Source organism: Ralstonia sp. 25C (assembly GCF_051904805.1).
Taxonomy (GTDB): domain Bacteria; phylum Pseudomonadota; class Gammaproteobacteria; order Burkholderiales; family Burkholderiaceae; genus Ralstonia.
This window is the reverse complement of record NZ_CP196738.1, coordinates 1,703,309-1,725,967: the sequence shown is the minus strand read 5'-3', so window position 1 is coordinate 1,725,967 and position 22,659 is coordinate 1,703,309. Positions and strand designations below refer to the sequence as shown.

Below are 22,659 nucleotides of genomic sequence, written 5' to 3'. Positions count from 1 at the left end.
GCGTTCACGCGGCCATCACGTCCCGCACGCTGACCGCTACGTCCACCTTGTGTTCACCGCCGCCGAGGATCATGCCGCGCAGCAGTGAAACGTCGCTGTAATCGCGCCCGATGGCGAGCGTGACGTGATCGAGATCGGCCAGCACGTCGTTGGTCGGGTCAAGATCCACCCAGCCGCTCTGCGGGCAGAACACCGACACCCACGCGTGCGAGGCATCGGCACCAATCAGGCGCGGCTGTCCGGCCGGGGGTTCGGTCCGCAGATAGCCGCTCACGTAGCGCGCAGGCAGCCCCAGCGCGCGCAGGCAGCCGATCATCACTTGCGCAAAGTCCTGGCAGACGCCCCGGCGCAGGTCAAACGCTTGCGTGGCCGGGGTGTCGAAAGCGGTGGCGGTGGGCGCGTATTCGAAGTCCGCATGCAGGCGATGCATCAGGTCGATGGCGCCGGCCACGATCGGCGTGTCCGCGGCAAAGCTTGCACGCGCATAGCGCTCCAACGCGGGGCTCAGTGCGATGTTGGGCGAGGCAAAACAGAACTCCGCTTCGGGGTAGAACACCGAACCGGCCTGATACCGCAGGCGCTGCGCTACAGACTCCCATGCCGGCGTGGCGGCTGGGTCCAGGTTGGTCCAGCGCGGCAGCAGGCGCACTGTGGTCTCGCTGGTCATGCGCAGGCTCTCGTGCGGGGCATCGAGCGAGAAATACAGCACGTCGTTGCCGAAGCCATCCACACGGCTGGTCAGGTATGAGGGCGTGGGCTCGATCTGCTCGTCGTGCGCGACGATCTCTTGCCACGGGCATGCACGCGGGCGAATGGTCGCCAGATGCTGCGCCGTCTCGACGGCCGTTGCGTAGTGGTAGACCGTGCTGTGGGACACCGTCAGAAGCGCCGCGCGTGCATCCATCAGGCCACCTGCGCGGTTGGCGTGCTGGCGTGGCTGAAGTAGCGCGCGCTGATTTCGTTGGACGCGGCGGCCACGTAGTCGCCCAGCTTGTCGCACAGGGCGATGAGGTTGGCGTAGCGGCCGTCGGCGTCGGTCTCGCACAGCGCTTCCAGCGAGGGAAGCGTCTCGATCGCAGGCATCAGATCCGCAAACGGGGGGCGGCGTGTGTCGGCAGCGGCGCGCTCGATCTGCGCCAGTTTGGCCCGCAGCCGGTCGTACACGCCGTACAGGCCACGCGGGTTGGTCAACTCGACCACCAGCAAGTCCAGCAGAGCCGGCACCTCCAACCGCCCGGGATATAGCGAACGGTAGGTGAGCGTGCTATCGAACAGTTGCAGCAGCAGATCAAACCCCTCGGCGGTAGCCAGCTTGCCTCGCTCGGCCATCACGCGCAGGAAAGTGGCCATGGCCCATACGCGCTCGATATGGCGGCCGGCAAACAGCAGGCGCCAGGCCTCGTCACGCGTCATGCGGTCACCCTGCGCACCGCTGATGGCGGAGAGCTGCGTCGCCAGATACTCGAGCAAGTCGACCAGCGCCACACGGTCGGGCGGGCCTTCGGCCGTGAGGTTGGCCAGCCCATCGCGGAAATCGTTGCGTGCGGCGAGGATGGTTCGCCAATGATCGTTCGACAGGCGCCCACGCACTTCGCCCGACGAGCGCGCCTGCGCAGCCAGGCATTGGCCAATACCCGCTGCGCCCGATTGCTCGCTCAGCCCCGCCACCAGCGCGCGCTCAAATGCGCTCGGGCTGCTGCGCGCGAACACATCGGCGCTGAAGATCAGGCCGCATTCGGCCGCCAGCTCCGTCAGCGTGCCGAACATGGTGTCGGCGTCGTTGGCCTCCAGCGAGCCGAGAATCAGGCGACATAGGCGCACGCCGTTTTCCGCACGCTCGCCATAACGGCCGGACCAGAACAGGTTTTCTGCCGCGCGGCTCGACACCGTACGGTGCTTGCGCGCGAGGTCCGCTGGCCGCATCGGCGAGGGCAGCAAGGTAAACGGCGCAGCCGGTTGCGGCTGATTCGACAGCACCCAGGTATCAACGCTGCTGCCGCCCATCTGCATGGAGGGGGAGACTTGTCGCTCGGCGGCCAGGCGCGTGAAGCCACCGGGCATGACGTGCCAGCCGCCGGCCATATCGGCAATCGCAAACACGCGCAGCACGGACGGACGCCCCGCGAGCATGCCGGCCTCGTAGCGCGGTGCGCAGGAATACGGCAACGGGGCCTGTACCGTAAAGGTATCCGGCGCGCTGTCAATGCGGGCGCGCCAGTCGGCCAGCGATTGCGGGCCGCCCGCCATGCCGGGTGGGCCATCGGAGTGGTTTCCGGGCCAGGTGGGCAACAGCAGCCCGGCGGCCAGGCGGCCCTGTGCTTCATCGCGCGCCAATGCCTCGCCGCACCACCATGTCGGCACGCTGGGCAAGGCCAGTGGCTCGCCGAGCAGCGCCTGGGCAATCCGTGGCAAGAAACCGAGCATGGCCGGTGATTCGACAAAGCCGGCGCCGGGCACATTCGACACCATCACGTTGCCCGCGCGCATCACCTGCAACAGGCCCGGCACGCCAATGGTGGAATCGGCGCGCAACTCCACCGGGTCGCAAAACACGTCGTCCAGGCGGCGCAGCACAGCGTGCACACGCTCCAGCCCGTTGAAGGTCTTCAGGTAGAGCTTGTCGCCGCGCACCGTCAGGTCCTTGCCTTCCACCAGGGTCACGCCCAGATAGCGCGCCAGGAAGGCATGCTCGAAATACGTCTCGCTGAACGGGCCGGGGGTGAGCAACGCAATGTGCGGTGAATCGCCTGCCTCGTCGCCGGACATCGTGGTGCGCGCGGCGGCGGCCAGCGTGCTGATCAACTGCGAATACGTGGGCGCCAGGCGCGTGGCATGCAGCTCGCGAAAGGCATCAGCAAACAGGCTGGAGACGATCAGGCGGTTCTCCAGCCCATAGCCGAGGCCGGACGGGGCTTCCGTGCGGTGGCCGACGACCATCCAGTTGCCGGTGGGCGCTCGGGCCAAGTCCACCGCCACGATGTGCAGGTATTGCCCGCCCGGCGGCGTGAAGCCGCGCACCGCACGCAGATAGCCCGGATGGCCGAACACCAGCGCCGGCGGCACCAGCCCCTGCGCGAGCAACGATTGCGGCCCGTAGGTATCCGCCACGATGGCGTTGAGCAGCCGCGCGCGCTGCATCACGCCCTGCTCGATCACGGCCCAGCTTTCGTGGTCGATCAGGAATGGCAGCAGGTCGAGCGCCCATGGGCGGGGCTCGCCTTTGTCGGCGTAGACGTTGTAGCTGATGTCGTTGTCGCGCACCTGCTGCGCAACGGAGGCGCGGGCCTGCTCCAGCCCGACGAGGCCGCCCTCGCGCACATGCTCAAAAAACTGCCGCCACGGCGCACGCAAGGCGCCCGCGGCGTCGCGCAGCTCATCCCAGTGGCCCTCCCGCACCGGCAGCATGCGAAGGAGGGCCAGCACATCCGCGTGGGCGGCTGCGGGTTCGAGCGGCAGGGTCGACTGGTAAGACAAGATCGGCTTGGCTGGAGGGGATTAGTAGCGGCGCAAATCCAGCGTAAACGGAAACTCCAGACTGCGCTCGGGCGCCCGCACTTCCATGGGCCCGGGCGTGTGCCCGATGGTGAAGAAGCGCGCGCGGCGGCGGCTTTCCGCCTCGTAAGCGTTGACTGGAAACGTCTGGTAATTGCGTCCACCCGGATGCGCCACATGATACTGGCAACCACCCAGCGAGCGGCCGGTCCAGGTGTCGGCCAAGTCGAACGTCAACGGCGCATGCACGCCAATGGTCGGGTGCAACGCCGACGGCTGCGACCACGCCCGGAACCGCACCCCTGCCACCTGCTCGCTCACGCGGCCCGTTGGTTGCAATGGCAAGGGAATGCCGTTGACCGTCACCACATGCCGGTTCTCGTTCAAGCCCAGCACGCGCACCTCCAGCCGTTCGACCGAGGAATCGACATAGCGCACCGTACCGCCCTGGGCGCCCTCCTCGCCCATCACGTGCCACGGTTCCAGCGCGCCGCTGAGCGTGAGCGAGATCCCACCCGTATGCAGCTCACCCACCAGTGGGAAGCGGAACGAAAAATGCGGCGCAAACCAGTGGGGCTCAAAGGCATAACCCACCTCACGCAGGTCGGCGAGCACGTCGTCGAAATCCATCTGCACAAAGGTGCCGAGCAGGAAGCGATCGTGCAGCTCGGTGCCCCAGCGCGTGAGGCGCGTGGTGTACGGCGTCTTCCAGAAGCGGGCGACCAGCGCGCGCAGCAGCAGTTGCTGGACGAGGCTCATGCGCGCGTGCGGCGGCATTTCAAAGCCGCGCAACTCCAGCAGGCCCAGGCGCCCGGTGGGGCCGTCGGGCGAATAGAGCTTATCGATGCAGAACTCGGCGCGGTGCGTGTTGCCGGTCACGTCGATCAGGATGTTGCGCAGGATGCGGTCGATCAGCCAGGGCTGAACGTTGGCCGCACCCAGGCGGTCGAGCTGGTGCTGCAGCTCGGCAAAGGCGATCTCCAGTTCGTACACCTGATCATTGCGTGCCTCGTCCACGCGCGGCGCTTGGCTGGTCGGCCCGATAAACAGCCCCGAGAACAGGTACGACAGCGACGGATGGTTGTGCCAATACGCAATCAGGCTTGCCAGCAGATCGGGCCGGCGCAGGAACGGGCTATCGGCCGGCGTGGCCCCGCCCAGCACGAAGTGGTTGCCGCCGCCGGTGCCGGTGTGGCGGCCATCGAGCATGAACTTCTCGGTGCTCAGGTACGACTGATGCGCCGATTCGTACAGGTATTCCGTATGGTCGACCAGCTGTTCCCAGTTGCTGGCGGGGTGGATGTTGACCTCGATCACACCGGGGTCGGGCGTCACCTGCAGCAGCTTCAGGCGCGGGTCACGCGGCGGCGGATAGCCTTCGATGACGACCTGCACGCGTAGCTCGGCGGCCGTGGCTTCCACAGCGGCCAGCAGGTCGAGGTAGTCGTCCAACACCGTCAGCGGCGGCATGAAGACGTGCAGCTGGCGGTGGCCGGAGCCGAAGGTGTCGTTCTCGACCTTGGGGCCGGCGGCGCGGGCGGGGTCGCGCGCTTCCACGCACACCGCGGTGCGGTGGACCCACGAGGCGGATTCGTTCCGCGCGGGCATGCGGGCATCGGCCCGCGAGCCGGTGCCGAGCGCGGCCGATGCGGCTTTCGCTCCCACTGCAGCGCCGGCAGCGTCGCGCTGGTATTGCATGCGCAACTCCGTTGCCGTACGCAGCGGCGCGCTCGGGCCGAACGGATCGTGCGCGTGCTGATACGGGTAATCGCTCTTGCTGACCCACGGCAGCGAGTCGAGCGGCAGGCGATAGCCCATCGGCGAATCGCCCGGAATCAAATACATGCGCTCGTCGCGGAAGACCCACTGGCCCGTCACCCAGCGCGGGCCGCCCAGCGTGGCATCGTCATTGCGCGCGAGCGGCAGCACGTAGCCGGTCACGGCAGACAGCCCCGCATCAAACACGCGACGCAGGCGCACCCGTTCCATTTCATCGTCGAGCCGCGATTCAAACGGGTCGACATTCACGGGCAGGCGCCGCTCGCGCCAGAGGTAGTACCACGTGTCTTCGTAGCCGGGCTGGATGCATTGCTCATCCACCGACAGCTTGCGCGCCAGATGGTGGAGGAAGCGCTGCGCGTCGTCCGACGTGTAACGGCCGGGCTCGCGTTCGTCGGCAAACAGCGTGGGATCGCTCCAGCAGGGCTGGCCGTCGGTGCGCCAATAGAGCGACAGCGCCCAGCGCGGTAGCTGCTCGCCGGGGTACCACTTGCCCTGGCCGATATGCAGAAAGCCGTTGGCACCGTAGCGCTGGCGCAGCTTGTCCATGAGCCCGACGGCGTAGCTGCGCTTGGTGGGGCCGAGGGCGTCGGTGTTCCACTCGGCGGCATCGCGGTCGCGCACGGCCACAAAGGTGGGCTCGCCGCCCATGGTGAGGCGCACGTCCATGGCGTCGAGGTCGGCGTCCACCTGTGCACCCATGCGCACGACGTCTTCCCAGTGCGCCTCGGTGTAGGGCTTGGTCACGCGCGGCGCTTCCAGCACGCGCGTGATCGACATGGTGTGCTCGAACTCCACCTCGCACTCATCCACCGCGCCCGAGATGGGCGCCGCGCTGCCGGGCTCCGGCGTGCAGGCCACGGGGATGTGCCCCTCGCCAGCCAGCAGGCCGGAGGTGGGGTCAAAGCCGATCCACCCCGCGCCCGGTAGGTACACCTCGCACCAAGCGTGCAGATCGGTGAAGTCCACCTCGGTGCCGCTGGGGCCGTCAACGGCTTTTACATCCGGCGTGAGCTGCAGCAGGTAGCCAGACACAAAGCGCGCCGCCAACCCCAGTTGCCGCAGTGTCTGCACCATCAGCCAACCCGTATCGCGGCACGAGCCGGAGCCGAGCGACAGCGTCTCTTCCGGCGTCTGCACACCGGGCTCCATGCGGATCAGGTAGCGGATGTCCTGCTGCAGGCGCTGGTTCAACTCCACCAGGAAATCGATGGTGCGGCGCGGCGTGCGGTCAATGCTGGCGACAAACGCGGCAAAGTGCGGCGTCATCTCCCGCTTGACGAGGTAGGGCGCCAGCTCGGCGGCCAGCGCATCGTCGTAAGTGAAGGGAAACGCCTCTGCCTCGGGGGTCAGGAAGAAATCGAACGGGTTGTAGACCGCCATCTCGGCGACCAGGTCGATGGTGACCTTGAACTCCCGCGTCTTGTGCGGAAACACCAGCCGCGCCTGGTAGTTGGCAAACGCGTCCTGCTGCCAGTTGATGAAATGCTCGGCCGGCTCCACCCGCATGGAATACGAATGGATGGGCGTGCGGCAGTGCGGCGCCGGTCGCAGGCGCACCACCTGCGGCGACAGCTCGACGAGCCGGTCATAGCGATAATGGGTAACGTGGTTCAGCGCGACTCGGATCGACACACGGACTCCTCGGTGGCTCGTAATGGCGTGCCGGCGCGGTGCCGGCGGGCAGTTCAAGCAAGGTTCATGCCGTTTGTGCGGCATACCCGGCTTGGGGCGACGGACCATCGTGCCACGTGTGCACGGCTGTGCGTATGACACGCCAATGCGGTACAACGTTTGCTGGACGGCTCGCCACTGCCACCCCACCATCTTGGTTGGCGAGCGCCCCAAACGCCAGCCCTTGCCCCGCTCTTGGACCGCCATGAAAACGTTCCACTGCAACCGTTGCCAGCAACTCGTCTTCTTTGAAAACGTCTTGTGCGAGCGCTGCGACGCCCTGCTCGGCTACCTGCCCGACGTCGGCGAGATCAGCGCGTTTGAACCCGCCGACGCGCCAGCAGAAGCAACCGAGCCAGCCGAGACGGCAGAGACAGCCGAGGCCACAGGCAAGCGCTGGCGCAGCCTGCACCCCGATGCACAAGGCCGGCTCTACCGCCAATGCCACAACTACGCGGTCGAAAACGTCTGCAACTGGATGATCCCGGCCGATTCGCCCGACACCCTGTGTCGCGCCTGCCAGTTCACCGACACCATCCCCGACCTGAACGTGCCGGAAAACCGGTTCTATTGGTACAAGATGGAGGTGGCCAAGCGCCGGCTGCTCTATACGCTCATGACGCTGGGCCTGCCGGTGGAATCGCGCCTGGAGAACCCCGAAACCGGGTTGGAATTTGCGTTTCTGGAAAGCAAGGAAGACAGCGAGCCCGTGATGACCGGCCACAACCACGGTCGCATCACGCTCAACATTGCCGAAGCCGACGATGCCGCACGCGAAAAAGCCCGCACCGAACTGGGCGAGCCCTATCGCACCCTGCTTGGACATTTCCGCCACGAATCCGGCCACTACTTCTTCGACCGCCTGATCGCCGGCAAGCCGATGTGGGAAGCCGCTTTCCGCCTACGTTTTGGCGATGAACGCGCCAGCTATGCCGATGCCCTCAAGGCCTACTATGACAACGGGCCGCCGGCTGACTGGGCACAGCACTACATCAGCGCCTACGCCACCATGCACCCATGGGAAGATTGGGCCGAAACCTGGGCGCACTACCTGCACATGGTCAACACCCTGGATACCGCCGTGTCATACGGCCTGGCACTGCTGCCCGACCACCCGGCAGAGCCCGAACTGACCGACCAGACGCCGGTGGAAGAAGCCAGCTTCAACAACCTGATGAGCCGCTGGTTTCCGCTCACCTACGTGCTCAATAGCCTCAATCGCAGCCTGGGTCAGCCCGATGGCTACCCGTTTACGCTGGCATCCCCCGTAATCGACAAGCTGCGTTTCGTGCACCGCATCATCGCGGCATCGGCCAAGAAGCCCGGTTGACCGCACCAATGTTGTGCGGCGCAGGCGCCAGTTTGGATCGAGGGAATATTTCGGGTGGCTGCGGGGTTTACCATCTGAAAGGTCAATCCCAGCATTTCCCCCCGGAGAACGCCATGCCAAACCAACTCGGCAGATGGATCAGCGTGACGGCACTTGCGCTGTGCGCGTGTGCCTCGCTCAACCCCGTGCAAACCGCGCAAAAGATGATCGGCCAGCCAGAAAGTGCCGTGCGAGAAACCTTTGGCGCGCCCACCGAGACCTATCAGCTGGCCAACGGCACGCACCGCTGGATCTACTCCAAGCAGCCGCTCGGGCACGAGGTGTATGCCGCCGATTTTGACGCCAACGGCAAGCTCACCAACTACCGCCAAATGCTGACGGAAAAGGAAATCTACGAAGCGCGCCCCGGCGTATGGACCAAGCGCGATGTGCTCGAACGCTTCGGCACACCAAAAGAGCCGACGCAGTACTACCGGCTCATGAAGCGCGAGGCATGGTCATACCGGATGTACGTTGCCGGCTATCAGCAAGCGCATTTCAACGCCCTGTTCGATGACAACGGCGTGCTGGACCGCACCATGATCGTGGTGGACCCACTGGGCGGCAATGACCGCGATGCCCGTAAATAAGGCCGGGCGCGCGCGTCAAACTGGGCGGCGCATTGCACGCCGCCCTAGGGTACGAATGCTGTGTAATCAGCCCAGCGCCGACGCAATCGCCTGTGCCAGTTCGTTGGCCTCGAACTTGGCGACATAGCCATTGGCGCCCACGCGGCGTACGTGGTCTTCATTGGCCGAGCCCGACAGCGACGAGTGAATCACCACCGGAATCGACTGGAACGCCGGTTCGGTCTTGATCTTGCGCGTGAGCGTGAAGCCGTCCATCTCGGGCATTTCCAGATCGGTCAGCACCAGGGCGATCTTGTCGCGCACGGTCTTGCCCTCGCGGGCGGCGTCACGCGCGATGTTCTGCAGCGTGTCCCACGCCTCCTGGCCGCTCTTGGTCATCACGTACGGTGCGCCCATGGCCTCCAGGCCGTTGGCGATCAGCGTGCGCGCTAGACCCGAATCGTCCGCCACCAGCAGCTTGGAGCCGGGCGGCAGCTTGATGGGGCGCTCGTCGCTATCGGGGGCCAGATCGGTGCGGCGGGTCGGGAACACGTCGACCAGGATCTGCTCCACGTCGATCACCTGTGCCAGGCGCGAGTTCTCGGAATTGCCGTCCAGGCGCGCCAGGCTGGTGATGTTGCTGCTGCCCACGCTGGCCTCGGCCGGGAAGATCTGGCTCCATTCCAGGCGCACGATCTCGTCCACCTCTTCCACCGCAAACCCCTGCGTGGTGCGCGCGTATTCCGTAATCAGCAGAATGTTGGCGCTGCTGTTCTTGGTGCCGATCACGCTGGCGAGGTCGATCACCGGGATGATCTGGCCGCGCACATTCACCGCGCCCAGGATATGGGCGCCGGCATCCGCCACGTGCGTCACGGGCGGCATGACCATGATCTCGCGCACCTTGAACACGTTGATGCCGAACATCTCGCGCTGATTGGAACGCGCAGATTCGCCCAGGCGGAACAGCAACAGCTCGAAGCGGTTGTTGTTCGTCAGATTGGTCCGTTCATCGACTTCGTTGTGCGAATGCTGTGACATTGCGTCTTCCCCCGGTTCAAGCACACGTTATGTGGCGGTAAACGGCATGCCGCCAGCCAACTTGAAGGGTTTTACGCATGTGAACGTCACGCCCCTTCCATCGTAGGGGGAAAACCGCCGCCTACGCGACCTTCACATGCGTGACCAGAAAGTCCAGAAATGCCCGCACCCGGGCCGGCAAATGCGCGCCCTGGCCAACATAGACGGCATGGATGTCCTCGGTTTCGCCGGGGTTGTAGTCTTCCAGCACGGGCACTAGGCGGCCAGCGTCGAGATCAGCGCGCACCTGGAACTCCGCCAAGCGCGCCAGGCCCAGGCCAGCCACGGCGACCGCACGCAGGGCCTCGCCATCGCTGATTTGCATGTTGCCCTGCGGCATCACCTCGGTGCGGCGGCCCCGCCTGGTAAAAGGCCAGCCGTTGACTGCACGCGCGTAACTGAACGCCAGGCAGTTATGGTTTACCAAGTCGGCCGGCGTGCGCGGCGTGCCCGCCCGTGCCAAATAGGCGGGTGAAGCCACGACCATCAGCCGCGTCTGCCCCAGCTTGCGCGCAACCAGCCGCGAGCTCTTCAGCGGCCCACTGCGCAACGCAACATCGGTGCGATCTTCCAGCAGGTCGATCACGCGGTCCGTAAGCGCAATGTCGAGCGACACCTGCGGATGGCACGCCAGAAACGCTGGCACGATCGGCAGCAGCAAGTGGGTGCCGACCGGCACATTGGCGTTGACGCGCAACCGCCCCGAGGGCTGCGCGCCGGATGAAGCCTCGCGCTCAGCCTCATCCAGGTCCGCCAGCACCGCCACGCTGCGCTCATAGAAGGCCGCACCTTCGGGCGTGAGCTGGAAGCGCCGCGTGGAGCGATTCACCATCCGCGTGCCCAGCCGTGCCTCCAACCGCGCCACCAGCTTGCTCACCGCCGACGGCGTCATCCCGCACGCCCGTGCAGCCGCGGAAAAACCGCCCTGCTCCACCACCCGCACGAAGACTTCCATCTCGCCAAAGCGATTGACATCGAGCCGCGACATTGTGATTTCAATTCATAGATGTTGTGCTTCAAGGCAGTCTATCGCACAGATGCAACGCTTCGCATACTGGTCGTCTTCTTTGCCATCCAGCTCAAAAACCACACCATGGCTACCGAAAACAAAGTCGCGCTCGTCGTCGGCGCGCAAGGCGTGATCGGCCGCAACCTGATTGACCACCTGGCCACGCTAGACGACTGGCACGTCGTCGGCCTGTCACGCCGTGGCGGTGAGCCGACCGAACGTGTGCGCCACATCGCCGTCGACCTGCTCGATGTAGCCGACACGCTTGCCAAGCTCAGCGCACTCAGCCACGTCACGCACCTCTTCTACGCTGCCTATCAAGACCGCCCTTCCTGGGCCGAACTCGTGCCGCCCAACCTCGCCATGCTGACCAACGTGGTCGACGCCATCGAGGCGGTGGCACCCAGCCTCACGCACGTCAGCCTGATGCAGGGCTACAAGGTCTACGGTGGACACCTTGGGCCGTTCAAGACCCCGGCACGCGAAACCGACGCGCACTTCATGCCGCCCGAATTCATGTTCGACCAGCAGACGTTTCTGGAGGCGCGCCAACAAGGCAGGGCGTGGACATGGTCGGCCATCCGCCCGTCGGTGGTCGGCGGCTTTGCGCTGGGCAACCCGATGAACCTGGCCGTGGCGATTGCCGTGTACGCCTCGATGTCGAAAGAACTTGGCCTGCCGCTGCGCTTTCCCGGCAAACCCGGCGCGTACGACCACCTGCTGGAAATGACCGACGCCGGCCTGCTCGCCCGCGCCACCGCCTGGGCCGCCACCGACCCACGCTGCGCCAACCAGGCCTTCAACATCAACAATGGAGACCTGTTCCGCTGGAGCGAAATGTGGCCCAAGATCGCGCGCTATTTTGATCTGGAAGTCGCCCCGCCGCTGCCCCTGTCGCTCGACACCGTCATGGCCGACAAGGCGCCGCTCTGGCAAAACATGATCGCCAAACACGGCCTGGCCGACACGCCCTACCGCGATGTGTCTTCATGGCGCTTTGCCGACTTCGTCTTCTCGTGGGATTACGACATGTTCGGCGACGGCTCCAAGGCACGCCGCTTCGGCTTTCACGAATACGTGGAGACAGAAGCGATGTTCATGGGCATCTTTGACGACTTGCGGCGGCGCAAGATTATTCCGGGGTAGAGCATCCGGATGCCCCCGCCAGCGGCGATCACTGTCCGATCCGGCTAGGGGGATGTCCCGACTCGGGTTTCCTCAGGAAGGGTCGATATAGTAAAGGCGGGGCGGTAGCTCATGGGTCGAGCGGCAACGGCTAACCGTTGCAGGCAGGCAGGTTCAAGTCCTGTACGCCCCACCAATTCTTCGGTACGCCGCGCTTTTCTGGACATGTGCCGTTAAGCATAATGACCGGCGCCAGGCTGAACGGTTTTTCCCGCCTGCGGTTGGAGAGATGGATGCAAAAAGAAAGCCGGCCACTTGGCCGGTTTTTTTGTTGCTTCGTCTTTGGTTCGGGTCGTTCAGTCTGCCCAGATACGTCCTCTGGCGTCCCGAAGCAGGCCGATGACATCGCTAACGCTGCCGAGAACCTCTTGGGCACAATCTCGCTGTTGGAATGAATCTGCTGCTGACTGGAAATGGAACTTAGGCAACTGCGCTACTTTCTCAGCGTCGTCGAACATGGGAGCATGGGCAAGGCGGCACTCGAACTCAATGTCGTCACGTCGGCATTGAGTCAGCAGATTAGCCGCCTCGAAAGCGAACTCTCAACGCGGTTGCTTCAGCGAACGTCAACCGGTGTCATACCGACGGATGCTGGACTCGCCTTCTGGCGCCAGGCCCAACTTGCACTGCGTCACGCTGACGATGCCGTGCTTGCTGCGCGCGAAGCGCGATTGTCGGGCCATGTCAGCATCGGCATGGCACCGACCACTGCGAGCGTGCTGGGAGTCGCGTTCATGCAAGCGATGCGTGAGCGCTATCCAGAGATACGGCTGCGCATCGTCGAGAGCCTTTCGGGCTATGTGAGTTCCATGCTAAGCGCGCGGCAGATTGATTTGGCCGTACTCTTTCGTGAAGAACCAGCCCAACGCTGGAGCGTTTTACCGTTGCTAGACGAGCGCCTGTTCGTCATCGGTGCGAAGGGTCTGGACGGTATGCCCCGCGGCCCGAAAGTACGAATCGCGGAGCTTGGCAAGGTCCCGTTGATTCTGCCGAGCGGCACCCACGGTCTGCGAACCTTACTTACGGCAGCATTCAAGCGCGCGAGATACGAACCACACGTCGTCGCAGAGGTCGATGGCCTTTCGCTCTTGATGGATTTCGTGCGTGCGGGTATTGGCGCGACGATACAACCGGGCGCGGCACTCGCGCGTCCGGACAATGCCGCCCTGGAAAGCATTGCCGTTGCAGATACATTCGCTACCCGCCCCAACCTTATCGTCAGCGTGTCGGATGACGAACTGTCGCCCGCCGGCCTTGCGGCGCGTGTCGTGTTGACGGATGTCGCACGACAGTTGGTGCGGGACGGACGCTGGCCAGGCGCGCGATTGCGCCCCGCCGACTCTTCACAAAAACTGAAGACCCGTTGACAACCTGCGCCTAGCGGCGGATGCGCCGCGTCTCTACAGTGCTTCCGAAAGGAGGCATTGGAGATGGTCAACGTACTCATCATCGGAGGAGGCAATGCTGCGTTATGCGCGGCATTGATGGCGCGTGAAGCGGGTGCATCTGTCCTGCTCCTGGAATCTGCACCGCGCGAATGGCGCGGTGGCAATTCACAACACACCCGCAATCTGCGCTGCATGCACGATGCACCGCAGGACGTTCTGGTAGACGCCTACCCGGAAGAAGAATTCTGGCAGGACCTGCTGAAGGTCACGGGGGGTATCACCAACGAACACTTGGCGCGGCTTGTGATTCGCGCGTCCGCGACTTGCCGGCCCTGGATGCGCAAGCACGGCGTGCGTTTTCAACCGCCGCTCTCCGGCGCGCTGCACGTGGCGCGCACCAATGCCTTCTTCATGGGCGGGGGTAAGGCACTCGTCAATGCCTACTACCGCAGCGCCGAAGCTCTTGGTGTGCGGATTCGATATGAGACACCCGTTGACGCCATCGAGCTGGAGGGCAACCGCTTCGTCGCCGCGATGAGCGGTACTCAGCGATTCGAAGCCCGCGCGTGTGTGCTCGCAGCGGGCGGCTTCGAGTCGAACCGGGAATGGCTGCGTGAAGCCTGGGGGCAGAATGCGCGCGGCGAATGGCCTGCCGACAATTTCCTGATTCGCGGGACGCGGTTCAACATGGGTGTGCTGCTCAAGCACATGATTGAGGTCGGTGCAGATGCCATCGGCGACCCGTCTCAGTCGCACTGTGTCGCCATCGATGCACGCGCACCGCTCTATGACGGCGGCATCTGCACGCGCATCGACTGCGTGTCCCTCGGCGTTGTCGTCAACGGACAGGGAGAGCGCTTCTACGACGAAGGCGAAGATTTCTGGCCCAAGCGCTATGCGATTTGGGGCCGCCTCGTCGCACAACAGCGCGGCCAAATCGGCTACTCCATCATCGACTCCAAGGCGGTCGGCCGCTTTATGCCCCCGGTGTTTCCTGGCGTGAAGGCCGACTCGCTAGCCGAACTCGCGCGCAAGCTCGCGCTGCCCGAAGCGCAGTTCACCGAGACACTGCGCCGGTACAACGAAGCCTGCAGGATCGGCACGTTCGACCACACCTCGCTCGACGATTGCCACACCGAAGGGCTGTCTCCACCGAAGACGCATTGGGCTCGCCCAATCGACACACCGCCGTTCTACGGCTATGCCTTGCGGCCAGGTATCACGTTCACCTATCTCGGTCTCAAGACGAATGACCGAGCGCAAGTTCATTTTGGAGAACTGCCGAGCGACAACCTGTTTGTCGCGGGCGAAATGATGGCTGGCAACGTTCTCGGGAAGGGTTACACAGCGGGAGTAGGCATGTCGATTGGCACAGCCTTCGGCCGTATCGCCGGCGCCGAAGCCGCACGCCATGCACTGCAAGCTACGGGAGTTCACTGTGCATAAGCCTGACACGTTCGCGTCAACAAAAACGCGTGCCACTTCACATGCTGCCGGTGCGGCCCCTCGCTTGGCGAAAGGCGCTGCTTCGCGCGTCATCCCTATCGTGCCGATGACCCAGAATGAAAGTGAAGTCGCGCGTCAGATGCAAATCTGTAACGCGTGCCGATACTGTGAGGGTTTCTGCGCGGTGTTTCCAGCGATGACCCGTCGCCTCGAGTTTGGAAAAGCAGACGTCAACTACCTGGCCAACCTCTGCCACAACTGCGGCGCCTGCTATCACGCGTGCCAGTACGCTCCACCGCACGAGTTCGGAGTCAACGTGCCAAAGGCAATGGCGAAGGTGCGTCTCGATACCTATACGGAATACGCCTGGCCTGCGGCGTTCGGTGCGCTCTACAAGCGTAATGGCGTCACGGTGTCCATCGCGCTGGCTCTTGGGCTCGCCTTGTTCCTACTGCTGGGCACGGCGATGCACGGCGGCCTGTCGCAAAGCGTCGGCTCAAATTTCTACGCAGTCTTTCCACACAATCTGCTCGCGGTGGTGTTTGGCGCGGTGTTCCTGTTCGCCTTCACTGCCTTGGGTATCGGCGTCACGCGCTTCTGGCGCGATGTCACAGCGGGAACGGCGCGTGCAAGCGTACCCGCGGTGACCGAAGCGGCAAAGAACGCCCTGACGCTGAAGTATCTGGATGGCGGTCACGGGGCCGGCTGCAATGAGTCGGACGACGCCTTTACCCTGGCCCGGCGGCGCTTCCACCATTTGACGTTCTACGGTTTCATGCTGTGCTTTGCAGCGACCGTGCTCGCCACGCTCTATCACTACGTACTCGGGTTGCATGCTCCGTACCCCTTCATCAGCGTGCCGGTGTTGCTCGGCACCGCTGGCGGAATCGGCCTTCTGGTCGGCCCGGCAGGGTTGCTCTGGCTCAATCTACGCCGTCATCCTGAACAGGGCGACGTAAAGCAGCGCCCAATGGACCGCAGCTTCATTGCGCTGCTGCTGCTGACGAGCGCTTCAGGTCTAGCACTGCTCGGCTTGCGCGAGACGTCCGCCATGCCATTCCTGCTCGCCGCGCATCTGGGCATCGTCATCGCGCTTTTTTCAACGCTCCCTTACGGGAAATTTGCGCACGGCATCTATCGGTCTGCAGCGCTATTGAAATCATCAATCGAGAAGCGGCAGCGTAACGAACTGCAGCTCGGCTCGGACTAGACGGACAGCGGTGCGGCGCACCGCTTCAAAACTATAGGATGGAGACTCCGTGAACCCCACTACCCCCATTGACACCACGCCCGGCGCCTTGCGCACGCACAAGGTGGCGGCCGTACTGCGCGTGACGAGCGGCAACTTTCTCGAACAGTTCGATTTCTTTCTGTTCGGCTTCTACGCCACGTCCATCTCAAAAATTTTCTTCCCGGCTTCGAGCGAGTTCGCGTCGCTGATGCTGACTTTCGCCGTGTTTGGCGCCGGCTTCCTGATGCGTCCGCTCGGCGCAATTTTCCTTGGCGCTTACATCGACCAGGTTGGGCGACGCAAGGGCTTGATTGTGACCTTGTCGATCATGGCGAGCGGCACGATTCTGATTGCATGCGTGCCAAGCTACGCCGCGATGGGTCTGGCCGCGCCCGCGCTCGTGCTCATCGGCCGGCTGCTGCAGGGCTTCTCTGCGGGGGCAGAGTTGGGCGGCGTGTCCGTCTATCTCGCAGAGATGGCGACGCCCGGCAACAAGGGCTTCTACACGAGCTGGCAATCCGGAAGCCAGCAGATTGCGATTGCCGTCGCTGCCGCACTGGGCTATGGGCTGAACCACTGGATGACTGCACAAGAGGTCAGCGCCTGGGGTTGGCGCATTCCGTTCTTCATCGGCTGCGCAATTGTGCCGTTCCTGTTCGTGCTGCGCCGCTCATTGCAGGAAACCGCTGCATTCCAGTCACGGCGTCATCACCCGCAGGCACGCGACGTGTTTGCAATGCTGCTGAGCCACTGGCGCACCGTGATTGCAGGCATGCTGCTCACGGCGATGACGACCACCACGTTCTATCTGATTACCGTCTACACACCGACCTTCGGCCGAACCGTACTCAAGCTGTCGACGGAAGACAGCTTGATGGTGACGCTGCTCGTTGCCCTGTCGAACTTCGCGTGGTTGCCAATCGGTGGTGCCTTGTCGGACCGCATTGGCCGAAAGCCGATTCTCGCTGCGATCGCGGTGCTGGCAATCTTCACCGCGTATCCATCGCTGTCCTGGCTCGCGAGCGCACCGAGCTTCGGACGCATGCTGACGGTGTTGCTCTGGTTCTCATTCTTCTTCGGGATGTACAACGGCGCCATGGTCGCCGCGTTGACCGAAGTGATGCCCGTCGAGGTGCGCGTTGCGGGATTCTCGTTGGCGTTCAGCCTAGCAACGGCACTGTTCGGAGGCTTCACGCCTGCAGTCTCCACCTACCTGATCGAAGTCACACATGACAAAGCGTCCCCGGCCTACTGGCTCATCTTCGCGGCTTTGTGCGGGCTGTGCGCGACGTTCGGCTTGTATCGTCAAGGAACGCAGAGAATGCCAACAGCGACGTCTGGGTAGTCGCGGGGATGCACGCCACCGTGCGCATCGACGAGCTTGATATTGACCGGGCTGTGCCACCGCCAAACGCTGCGACATGCGGCTTTCCCTGTCAGGCTGTTTCAGGCCCTTGTCGATACGCATGTTTGCCGGCGCAAGTCCGGCCCCTCTATACCTTTTTTGTCTGTGCCCTCCCTTTTTGCGGGCGCGCCCGCTTCCCCGTTCATTCGTTTTCTTGTTCGTTGTCTTGAGAGCTGACCGCAAGCAGCATGGCGATGCAGCACACCTCGATGAGGAGCATCGCACCGCAAATTCCAGCTTTGACCAGCAACGCCAATTCGGGATCCGGAATGCATGCAATGCACGCGGCAGCAGGCTTCTGGATGAGTATTCCGATCGCAGTCAAGCAGAGGGCAAGCAGGAGCAACCCGCCGCGCAATAGCGGCGATGCTGACGGCTGGCCATAAAGATTGCTCTGCATCCTGCCTCCCGTGTGTTCTGGGTTGGAATCGGGGCATTGCAGAAAAAATCGTGCGCTCACCCCGACGTTTTGTGGTGACGGAGAATAGCTGGCGGGGCAATAGGAGCGCTAGAGTACGTTTGTACCTATTCCGAGGCGGGATGCATCCCAGCGAGAGACCAGCACGGCGAGGCTTGTCCGATTCGCGCAGCCGGTTTTCTCCATGATATTGCTCAGGTAGTTTCTGACCGTGTTTTCAGAGATGCCGGCCAACACGGCAATTTCGGCATTACTCTTCCCCGTGCCGATCCATGAGGCAACCTGCTGTTCTCGCCGGCTCAAGCGCGCCATGGCCGCCGATGCGTTGACCAACTCCTTTTCCACATCGGAGACCGCTCGCATCAGCGTGCGGTGCAATACGGGCGTGAGTTCCGACAGGATTGCCTCAAGGGATGGCTCGTCCACCGCAGGCAGTCGGTGGAAGCTGAAGTAAGTGCCGATGCAGTGGGCTTCATCGTAGACGGCATCGGCCACGCCGTTTCGCAGGTCGTTGGCGGTGAATTTTGCAAGCCACTCGCGATCAATGTCTGGCCACGGGTCGGCCGCATTGAAGTACACGGGGCGGCGCGTCGCGAGCCAGCGGCGCATCAGCGGCGTATCGATGCCGCCAGCTGTGTTCTTGATTGCCAGAAGGTGCGCAACCGGGTAGTCAACGAGGACAATGTGGTCCATCAAGACGCCAGAAGACGTGATGCGTCCATGACCACAAGCCAGGCACTCGTTTCCAACGATGAGACTCACATGGCTTCGGACCCACGCTTTGAAAGCATCTACGTTTTGGACATCTTCTGACGCTGCAATACAGCGCTCAAGGGCGGCGTTATGCATCTTCAATTTATGCTGCTTGATTACCGTTTCTTAACCGAATAACCAAGCCTCCTCCGGCGAAGCGGGGCGCCATGCTGCCAGCGAGGAAAACGGTTGTCAAATCGGTTCCCATCGCCCTCGATCTTCGCCCCCAAGGTCCCCTGCTCGCAGGCTGCCTCCGTCGTAGTCAACTATCAGAAATGGTGGTCGTAGCGGATCTCGAACTTGTCGCCCTGGGTGTGGTTGCGCACCGCAAATTCCTGGTAGTAGTGGAAGAACAGGAAATCCTTGGGCGATAGCGCCACCATCGCTGCCGGCCCGAGCCCGATGACCTGCTCGCGCCGCCCTGGCACGTTGACGCCGTTGACCTTCGTATCCGTGATCTGCTTGAGCCAGTAGCCGCTCAGACCGGCCACAAGTCCCTGCTTGATCTCGTACTCGACAGCGAAATTGCCATGCAGCGCCTGACCGGCCTGGGTGGACGTGGCCCCGCTTCCGAAGGCGACATTCGGATCGCTATTGCGGGCGTTCCATAGATAGTTGAAGCGGCCGCTAACACTCAGCTTTGGCGTCGCCCAGACGGTCACGGCCCAATACGGATCGAACGACCAGAAATTGCTGCCGGGGCTGACGGCGGCGGTACGGTCGTAGTGGCCGGTGGGTGCAATCCCCTGCAGTTCGAAGCGCTGCGAGAACAGGGGCCCTTGTGCCCCCATGACCGGATCAAACTGCAGCGACACACCGGCGGCCAGATCACCGATGCCGCGCGCGCCCGTGAGCACGGCGTTGTTCATTCCGTCATCGACGCGTGCTGCGGCCACCCATGGCAGCAGCAGTTGGAAGCCCAATTGCTTGTTGCCCCACTTGGCGCCGTCGGGCACGAAGATCAGCTGGCTGATGGGCACCGTCACATCAAACTTCTGCTTGGGCGGAAAGGCGGATTGACTACCGGCGTTGTCGATCAGCTTGCTGGCCGAATACTGGGTCAGGTATTCGACAAAGTAGAAGCCCGGTCCGCCCGGCAGCGGCGCGCCGTCAAAGAAACTGGTGCCGCCCATGTTGACGGCCGGTTGATCGAAGGCCCAGGTGGCCGATGCGCATGCCGCCAGACAAGTGGCCAGCAGGGTGCTCTTCATGTTCATGTGGTGTCTCCTTCGCGGGCCCCGCTCAAGCGGGCGCGCAGACTTCGCTCGCGCGCCATGCCTTGAGGGCTTTCTGTGTGGTTTGTGAGGTATGGGAGCGCGTTATTTGTCGAGCTCAACCGCCATGGCTGCCATGCCGGTTTGGCGTTGGCGTGACGGTGCGGTTTCCAGCAGGAAGAGCGACACCATGGCGCCGCAGACAAAGCCGCCAAGCGCAGCGTGCAACCGGGTGACCGGCCGCGCGAACGCTGGGAGGCAGCCCAGTGGCTGCCCAACCTCAAACGGGGTGAACGGGAAGCCGCGTCAGTAGTAGGTGGAAACGAGCCCGCCATCGACGGGCACGTTCACGCCGTTGACCCACCGGGTCTCATCCGCGCATAGCAGTGCGATCACGGGGGCGATCTCGTCCGGATAGGCAGGGCGCTTCATGCGGTGCGCGTCGTTCTCCACGCGCTCGGCGCCGAGCATCGTCACAAAATCGCCCAGGATAGGCGTGAACACCGGCCCCGGCGCCACGCAGTTCATGCGCACGGAGCGTTGCAGGAAGATCTTCTGCGCTTGCGTGAGCGCCCACACGATCAGCGCTTCCTTGAAGTACTGGTAGCAGGTGGCCTGCGGCACCGGTCGCTCCTTCAGCCAGGCGGCGCCCGCATCAAAGCCGCGCGTTTCGGCCAGCGCCTTGTGCAGATCGACGCGCTGCGGCCATTCCGCACCCAGGATGGACGCCACGTTCACGATGGCACTGCCCTCTCCCATGCGTGGCAGCAACTGCTCGGTCAGATGCCGCAAGCCGAGATAGTTGACGCGCGCCACCAGGTCCACCGGCGCGGTGCCCGGCACGCCGGCGATGTTGCAGAGCGCGTCGACCTGCGTTGGCAGTCGCGCGACGGCCTGGTCGATCCCCTCAACGGTGGACAGGTCGGCCTGGACATAGCCGTCTAGGGTGATACCGGGCGCGTTGCGGTCTACGCCAATCACGCGCGCGCCGTGAAAGCGCAGCAGGCGCGCCGTCTCCGCCCCGATGCCCGATGACGCCCCGGTGACGACGATGGTCTTGTTGCTCAATTGCATGGTTGTCTCCTCTTTGATTTCTATTTTTTTGAAACTGCTTCAGAACGGGTATTGCGGCGCGCGTTCCTTGACGGTCGTCCACTGCCACTGGGTGTATTCCTCCCAATCCGCTGGGCCGCCCACGCTCGTGCCGTTGCCTGCGATACCGGGGCCGCCGAACGGGTTGACGCAGTCGTCGTTGACGGTCTGGTCATTGATGTGGACCATGCCGACGCGCAAGCGCTGGCCTAGCGCCATGGCACGCCCCACCGACGCAGAGATCACGCCCGCAGACAGCCCGCCCTGGCTGGTGTTGGCCAGCGCCACGGCCTCGTCGTCGGTCTGGAAGGTGATGATGTTGGCCACCGGCCCGAACACCTCTTCGTCGAACACGCGCATGCCGGGCCGTACGTCGCCGAGCACCGTGGGCCGATAGAACAGGTTCTCGTACGTGCCGCCCGCCAGAAGCTTGGCGCCGGCGCCCACGCTGTCCTGCACGATGGCATGCACGCGCTGCAGTTGTTTCTGGTCAATCAGCGGCCCAAGCGCAACCTGTCCGCTGGCGCCATCGCCCACCGGCAAGTGCTGGGCCTTGTCAACCAGCCGTGCAGTCAGCTCGGCCGCCAGCGATGCGTGCACCAGAATGCGGTTGGACGCCATGCAGATCTGCCCCTGATGCAGCCATGCCCCCCACGCCGCGTTGCTCACAGCGAGGTCGAGGTCCGCATCGTCGAGGATGATCAGTGCGTTGGCGCCACCCAGCTCAAGCGACACCTTCTTCAGATGCTGCCCCGCCAGTGCACCAATGCGACGGCCCACGGCCGGTGAACCGGTAAAGGCAATCATCGGCACCTGCGCATGGACGACCAGCGCTTCGCCCGCTTCCACGCCGCCCGGCAGCACATGCAGTAGCCCGGCCGGCAAGCCGGCCTCTTCAAAGATGCGCGCGATCAGGTATCCACCCGACACCGGCGTGCGCAGATCCGGCTTGACCACCACGGCGTTGCCGGCAGCCAGTGCGGGCGCCACCGAGCGCAATGTCAGGATCAACGGAAAGTTGAACGGCGAGATCACGCCCACCACTCCAAACGGCGAGCGGCGTGCATAGCTCAGCCGGCCAGCGGGGCTCGCCAGCACCTGGCCCTGCGCTGCGAGCGGCATGCCCGCGGCCAGATGGCACAGCGTGGCTGCCTCGCGCACCTCGTGCTGGCCCTTGAACAGCACCCCGCCCGTTTCGCGCGCCACGGCCAATGCCAGCTCATCGAAATGCTGCTCGAACAGTGCGGCTGCGCGGCGGAATACCTCGGCACGCTCGCGCGGCGGTCGAGACACCCAAGCCCGCTGGGCGACAGCCGCCGCCTGCACCGCAGCGGCCACATCATCGGCATCGGCCAGCCCGACACGGGTCAGCTTTTGGCCCGTCGCCGGCTCGATCACGTCAACCGCTTGCGGATGCAGCGGCGGCACCCAACTGCCCTGGAACAGCAGACCGTCCCATTGGGCGGCATCCAGAAAGCGCATGGTTTGAGGGGCATTCATCGATCGTGTCTCCTGGGGTTGTTGTGGTGAGATCGTGTCCGGCGACGTGTTGAGC

The 22,659-nt window shown here is 63.9% G+C and carries 17 protein-coding genes and 1 tRNA gene; 8 read left to right on the top strand and 10 right to left on the bottom strand.

What is annotated here, in order from left to right; translation table 11 throughout:
* Positions 1–4: 4 nt before the first annotated feature.
* The 3 genes from ACS7SF_RS26210 to ACS7SF_RS26200 are packed head-to-tail and all read right to left on the bottom strand — an operon-like array spanning position 5 to position 6,906.
* Positions 5–904, bottom strand: coding sequence for a transglutaminase family protein (locus ACS7SF_RS26210; RefSeq protein ID WP_439893377.1), 900 nt, complete (start codon positions 902–904; stop codon positions 5–7).
* Positions 904–3,474 (bottom strand): circularly permuted type 2 ATP-grasp protein, encoded by a 2,571-nt coding sequence (locus ACS7SF_RS26205; protein WP_439893376.1) that lies wholly within the window; start codon positions 3,472–3,474, stop codon positions 904–906. Before ACS7SF_RS26205 ends, ACS7SF_RS26210 begins: the two co-directional genes overlap by 1 nt.
* A gap of 21 nt (positions 3,475–3,495) precedes the next feature.
* A complete protein-coding gene (locus tag ACS7SF_RS26200) occupies positions 3,496–6,906 on the bottom strand; it encodes a DUF2126 domain-containing protein (RefSeq protein WP_439893375.1) in 3,411 nt (1,136 codons plus the stop codon).
* A 244-nt stretch (positions 6,907–7,150) separates the two neighbouring features.
* Between ACS7SF_RS26200 and ACS7SF_RS26195 the strand changes: the two genes are divergently transcribed.
* The gene (locus ACS7SF_RS26195; RefSeq protein ID WP_439893374.1) at positions 7,151–8,275 is read left to right on the top strand and encodes a zinc-binding metallopeptidase family protein; all 1,125 of its coding nucleotides are present in this window, start codon (positions 7,151–7,153) and stop codon (positions 8,273–8,275) included.
* A gap of 113 nt (positions 8,276–8,388) precedes the next feature.
* A complete protein-coding gene (locus tag ACS7SF_RS26190) occupies positions 8,389–8,904 on the top strand; it encodes a hypothetical protein (RefSeq protein ID WP_439893373.1) in 516 nt (171 codons plus the stop codon).
* Between the two features lie 66 nt (positions 8,905–8,970).
* On the opposite strand, the gene ACS7SF_RS26185 is transcribed toward ACS7SF_RS26190, so the two are convergent.
* Together ACS7SF_RS26185 and ACS7SF_RS26180 are read right to left on the bottom strand one after the other, a co-directional pair.
* On the bottom strand, positions 8,971–9,924 hold the full coding sequence (locus ACS7SF_RS26185; RefSeq protein ID WP_439893372.1) for a chemotaxis protein: 954 nt from the start codon (positions 9,922–9,924) through the stop codon (positions 8,971–8,973).
* Between the two features lie 121 nt (positions 9,925–10,045).
* Positions 10,046–10,951, bottom strand: a complete 906-nt coding sequence (locus ACS7SF_RS26180; RefSeq protein WP_439893371.1) for a LysR family transcriptional regulator — start codon at positions 10,949–10,951, stop codon at positions 10,046–10,048.
* Positions 10,952–11,056: 105 nt separating this feature from the next.
* Here ACS7SF_RS26180 and ACS7SF_RS26175 point away from each other — a divergent pair, with 105 nt between their 5' ends.
* From ACS7SF_RS26175 to ACS7SF_RS26150, 6 genes are all read left to right on the top strand, one after another.
* Positions 11,057–12,118, top strand: coding sequence for an SDR family oxidoreductase (locus ACS7SF_RS26175; protein ID WP_439893370.1), 1,062 nt, complete (start codon positions 11,057–11,059; stop codon positions 12,116–12,118).
* A 98-nt stretch (positions 12,119–12,216) separates the two neighbouring features.
* Positions 12,217–12,293 (top strand) — tRNA-OTHER (locus tag ACS7SF_RS26170).
* Positions 12,294–12,570: 277 nt separating this feature from the next.
* Entirely contained in the window at positions 12,571–13,524 is a 954-nt protein-coding gene (locus ACS7SF_RS26165; RefSeq protein ID WP_439893369.1) for a LysR family transcriptional regulator, read from the top strand.
* Between the two features lie 63 nt (positions 13,525–13,587).
* On the top strand, positions 13,588–14,991 hold the full coding sequence (tcuA, locus tag ACS7SF_RS26160) for an FAD-dependent tricarballylate dehydrogenase TcuA (protein WP_439893368.1): 1,404 nt from the start codon (positions 13,588–13,590) through the stop codon (positions 14,989–14,991).
* A complete protein-coding gene (gene tcuB, locus ACS7SF_RS26155; RefSeq protein ID WP_439893367.1) occupies positions 14,957–16,201 on the top strand; it encodes a tricarballylate utilization 4Fe-4S protein TcuB in 1,245 nt (414 codons plus the stop codon). Before tcuA ends, tcuB begins: the two co-directional genes overlap by 35 nt.
* 49 nt (positions 16,202–16,250) lie before the next feature.
* Positions 16,251–17,567 (top strand): MFS transporter, encoded by a 1,317-nt coding sequence (locus tag ACS7SF_RS26150; protein WP_439893366.1) that lies wholly within the window; start codon positions 16,251–16,253, stop codon positions 17,565–17,567.
* A gap of 202 nt (positions 17,568–17,769) precedes the next feature.
* On the opposite strand, the gene ACS7SF_RS26145 is transcribed toward ACS7SF_RS26150, so the two are convergent.
* The 5 genes from ACS7SF_RS26145 to ACS7SF_RS26125 all read right to left on the bottom strand — a co-directional run bounded on the left by ACS7SF_RS26145 (position 17,770) and on the right by ACS7SF_RS26125 (position 22,604).
* Positions 17,770–18,027, bottom strand: coding sequence for a hypothetical protein (locus ACS7SF_RS26145; protein WP_439893365.1), 258 nt, complete (start codon positions 18,025–18,027; stop codon positions 17,770–17,772).
* Between the two features lie 108 nt (positions 18,028–18,135).
* Positions 18,136–18,894 carry a helix-turn-helix transcriptional regulator gene (locus ACS7SF_RS26140; protein ID WP_439893364.1) on the bottom strand — a complete coding sequence of 253 codons (759 nt, stop codon included), beginning with the start codon at positions 18,892–18,894 and terminating at the stop codon, positions 18,136–18,138.
* A gap of 173 nt (positions 18,895–19,067) precedes the next feature.
* Positions 19,068–20,015, bottom strand: a complete 948-nt coding sequence (locus tag ACS7SF_RS26135) for a SphA family protein (RefSeq protein ID WP_439893363.1) — start codon at positions 20,013–20,015, stop codon at positions 19,068–19,070.
* 303 nt (positions 20,016–20,318) lie between these two features.
* A complete protein-coding gene (locus tag ACS7SF_RS26130) occupies positions 20,319–21,086 on the bottom strand; it encodes a coniferyl-alcohol dehydrogenase (RefSeq protein WP_439893362.1) in 768 nt (255 codons plus the stop codon).
* A 39-nt stretch (positions 21,087–21,125) separates the two neighbouring features.
* Positions 21,126–22,604 (bottom strand): benzaldehyde dehydrogenase, encoded by a 1,479-nt coding sequence (locus tag ACS7SF_RS26125; RefSeq protein ID WP_439893361.1) that lies wholly within the window; start codon positions 22,602–22,604, stop codon positions 21,126–21,128.
* Between the last annotated feature and the right edge of the window lie 55 nt (positions 22,605–22,659).

Coding starts and splice junctions, on each gene's coding strand:
- ACS7SF_RS26140 (WP_439893364.1), bottom strand. CDS start 18,894: ATGCATAACGCCGCCCTTGAGCGCTGTATTGCAGCGTCAGAAGATGTC.
- ACS7SF_RS26180 (WP_439893371.1), bottom strand. CDS start 10,951: ATGTCGCGGCTCGATGTCAATCGCTTTGGCGAGATGGAAGTCTTCGTG.
- ACS7SF_RS26145 (WP_439893365.1), bottom strand. CDS start 18,027: ATGCAGAGCAATCTTTATGGCCAGCCGTCAGCATCGCCGCTATTGCGC.
- ACS7SF_RS26210 (WP_439893377.1), bottom strand. CDS start 904: ATGGATGCACGCGCGGCGCTTCTGACGGTGTCCCACAGCACGGTCTAC.
- ACS7SF_RS26185 (WP_439893372.1), bottom strand. CDS start 9,924: ATGTCACAGCATTCGCACAACGAAGTCGATGAACGGACCAATCTGACG.
- ACS7SF_RS26130 (WP_439893362.1), bottom strand. CDS start 21,086: ATGCAATTGAGCAACAAGACCATCGTCGTCACCGGGGCGTCATCGGGC.
- ACS7SF_RS26195 (WP_439893374.1), top strand. CDS start 7,151: ATGAAAACGTTCCACTGCAACCGTTGCCAGCAACTCGTCTTCTTTGAA.
- ACS7SF_RS26125 (WP_439893361.1), bottom strand. CDS start 22,604: ATGAATGCCCCTCAAACCATGCGCTTTCTGGATGCCGCCCAATGGGAC.
- tcuB (WP_439893367.1), top strand. CDS start 14,957: ATGCACTGCAAGCTACGGGAGTTCACTGTGCATAAGCCTGACACGTTC.
- tcuA (WP_439893368.1), top strand. CDS start 13,588: ATGGTCAACGTACTCATCATCGGAGGAGGCAATGCTGCGTTATGCGCG.
- ACS7SF_RS26175 (WP_439893370.1), top strand. CDS start 11,057: ATGGCTACCGAAAACAAAGTCGCGCTCGTCGTCGGCGCGCAAGGCGTG.
- ACS7SF_RS26165 (WP_439893369.1), top strand. CDS start 12,571: ATGGAACTTAGGCAACTGCGCTACTTTCTCAGCGTCGTCGAACATGGG.
- ACS7SF_RS26135 (WP_439893363.1), bottom strand. CDS start 20,015: ATGAACATGAAGAGCACCCTGCTGGCCACTTGTCTGGCGGCATGCGCA.
- ACS7SF_RS26190 (WP_439893373.1), top strand. CDS start 8,389: ATGCCAAACCAACTCGGCAGATGGATCAGCGTGACGGCACTTGCGCTG.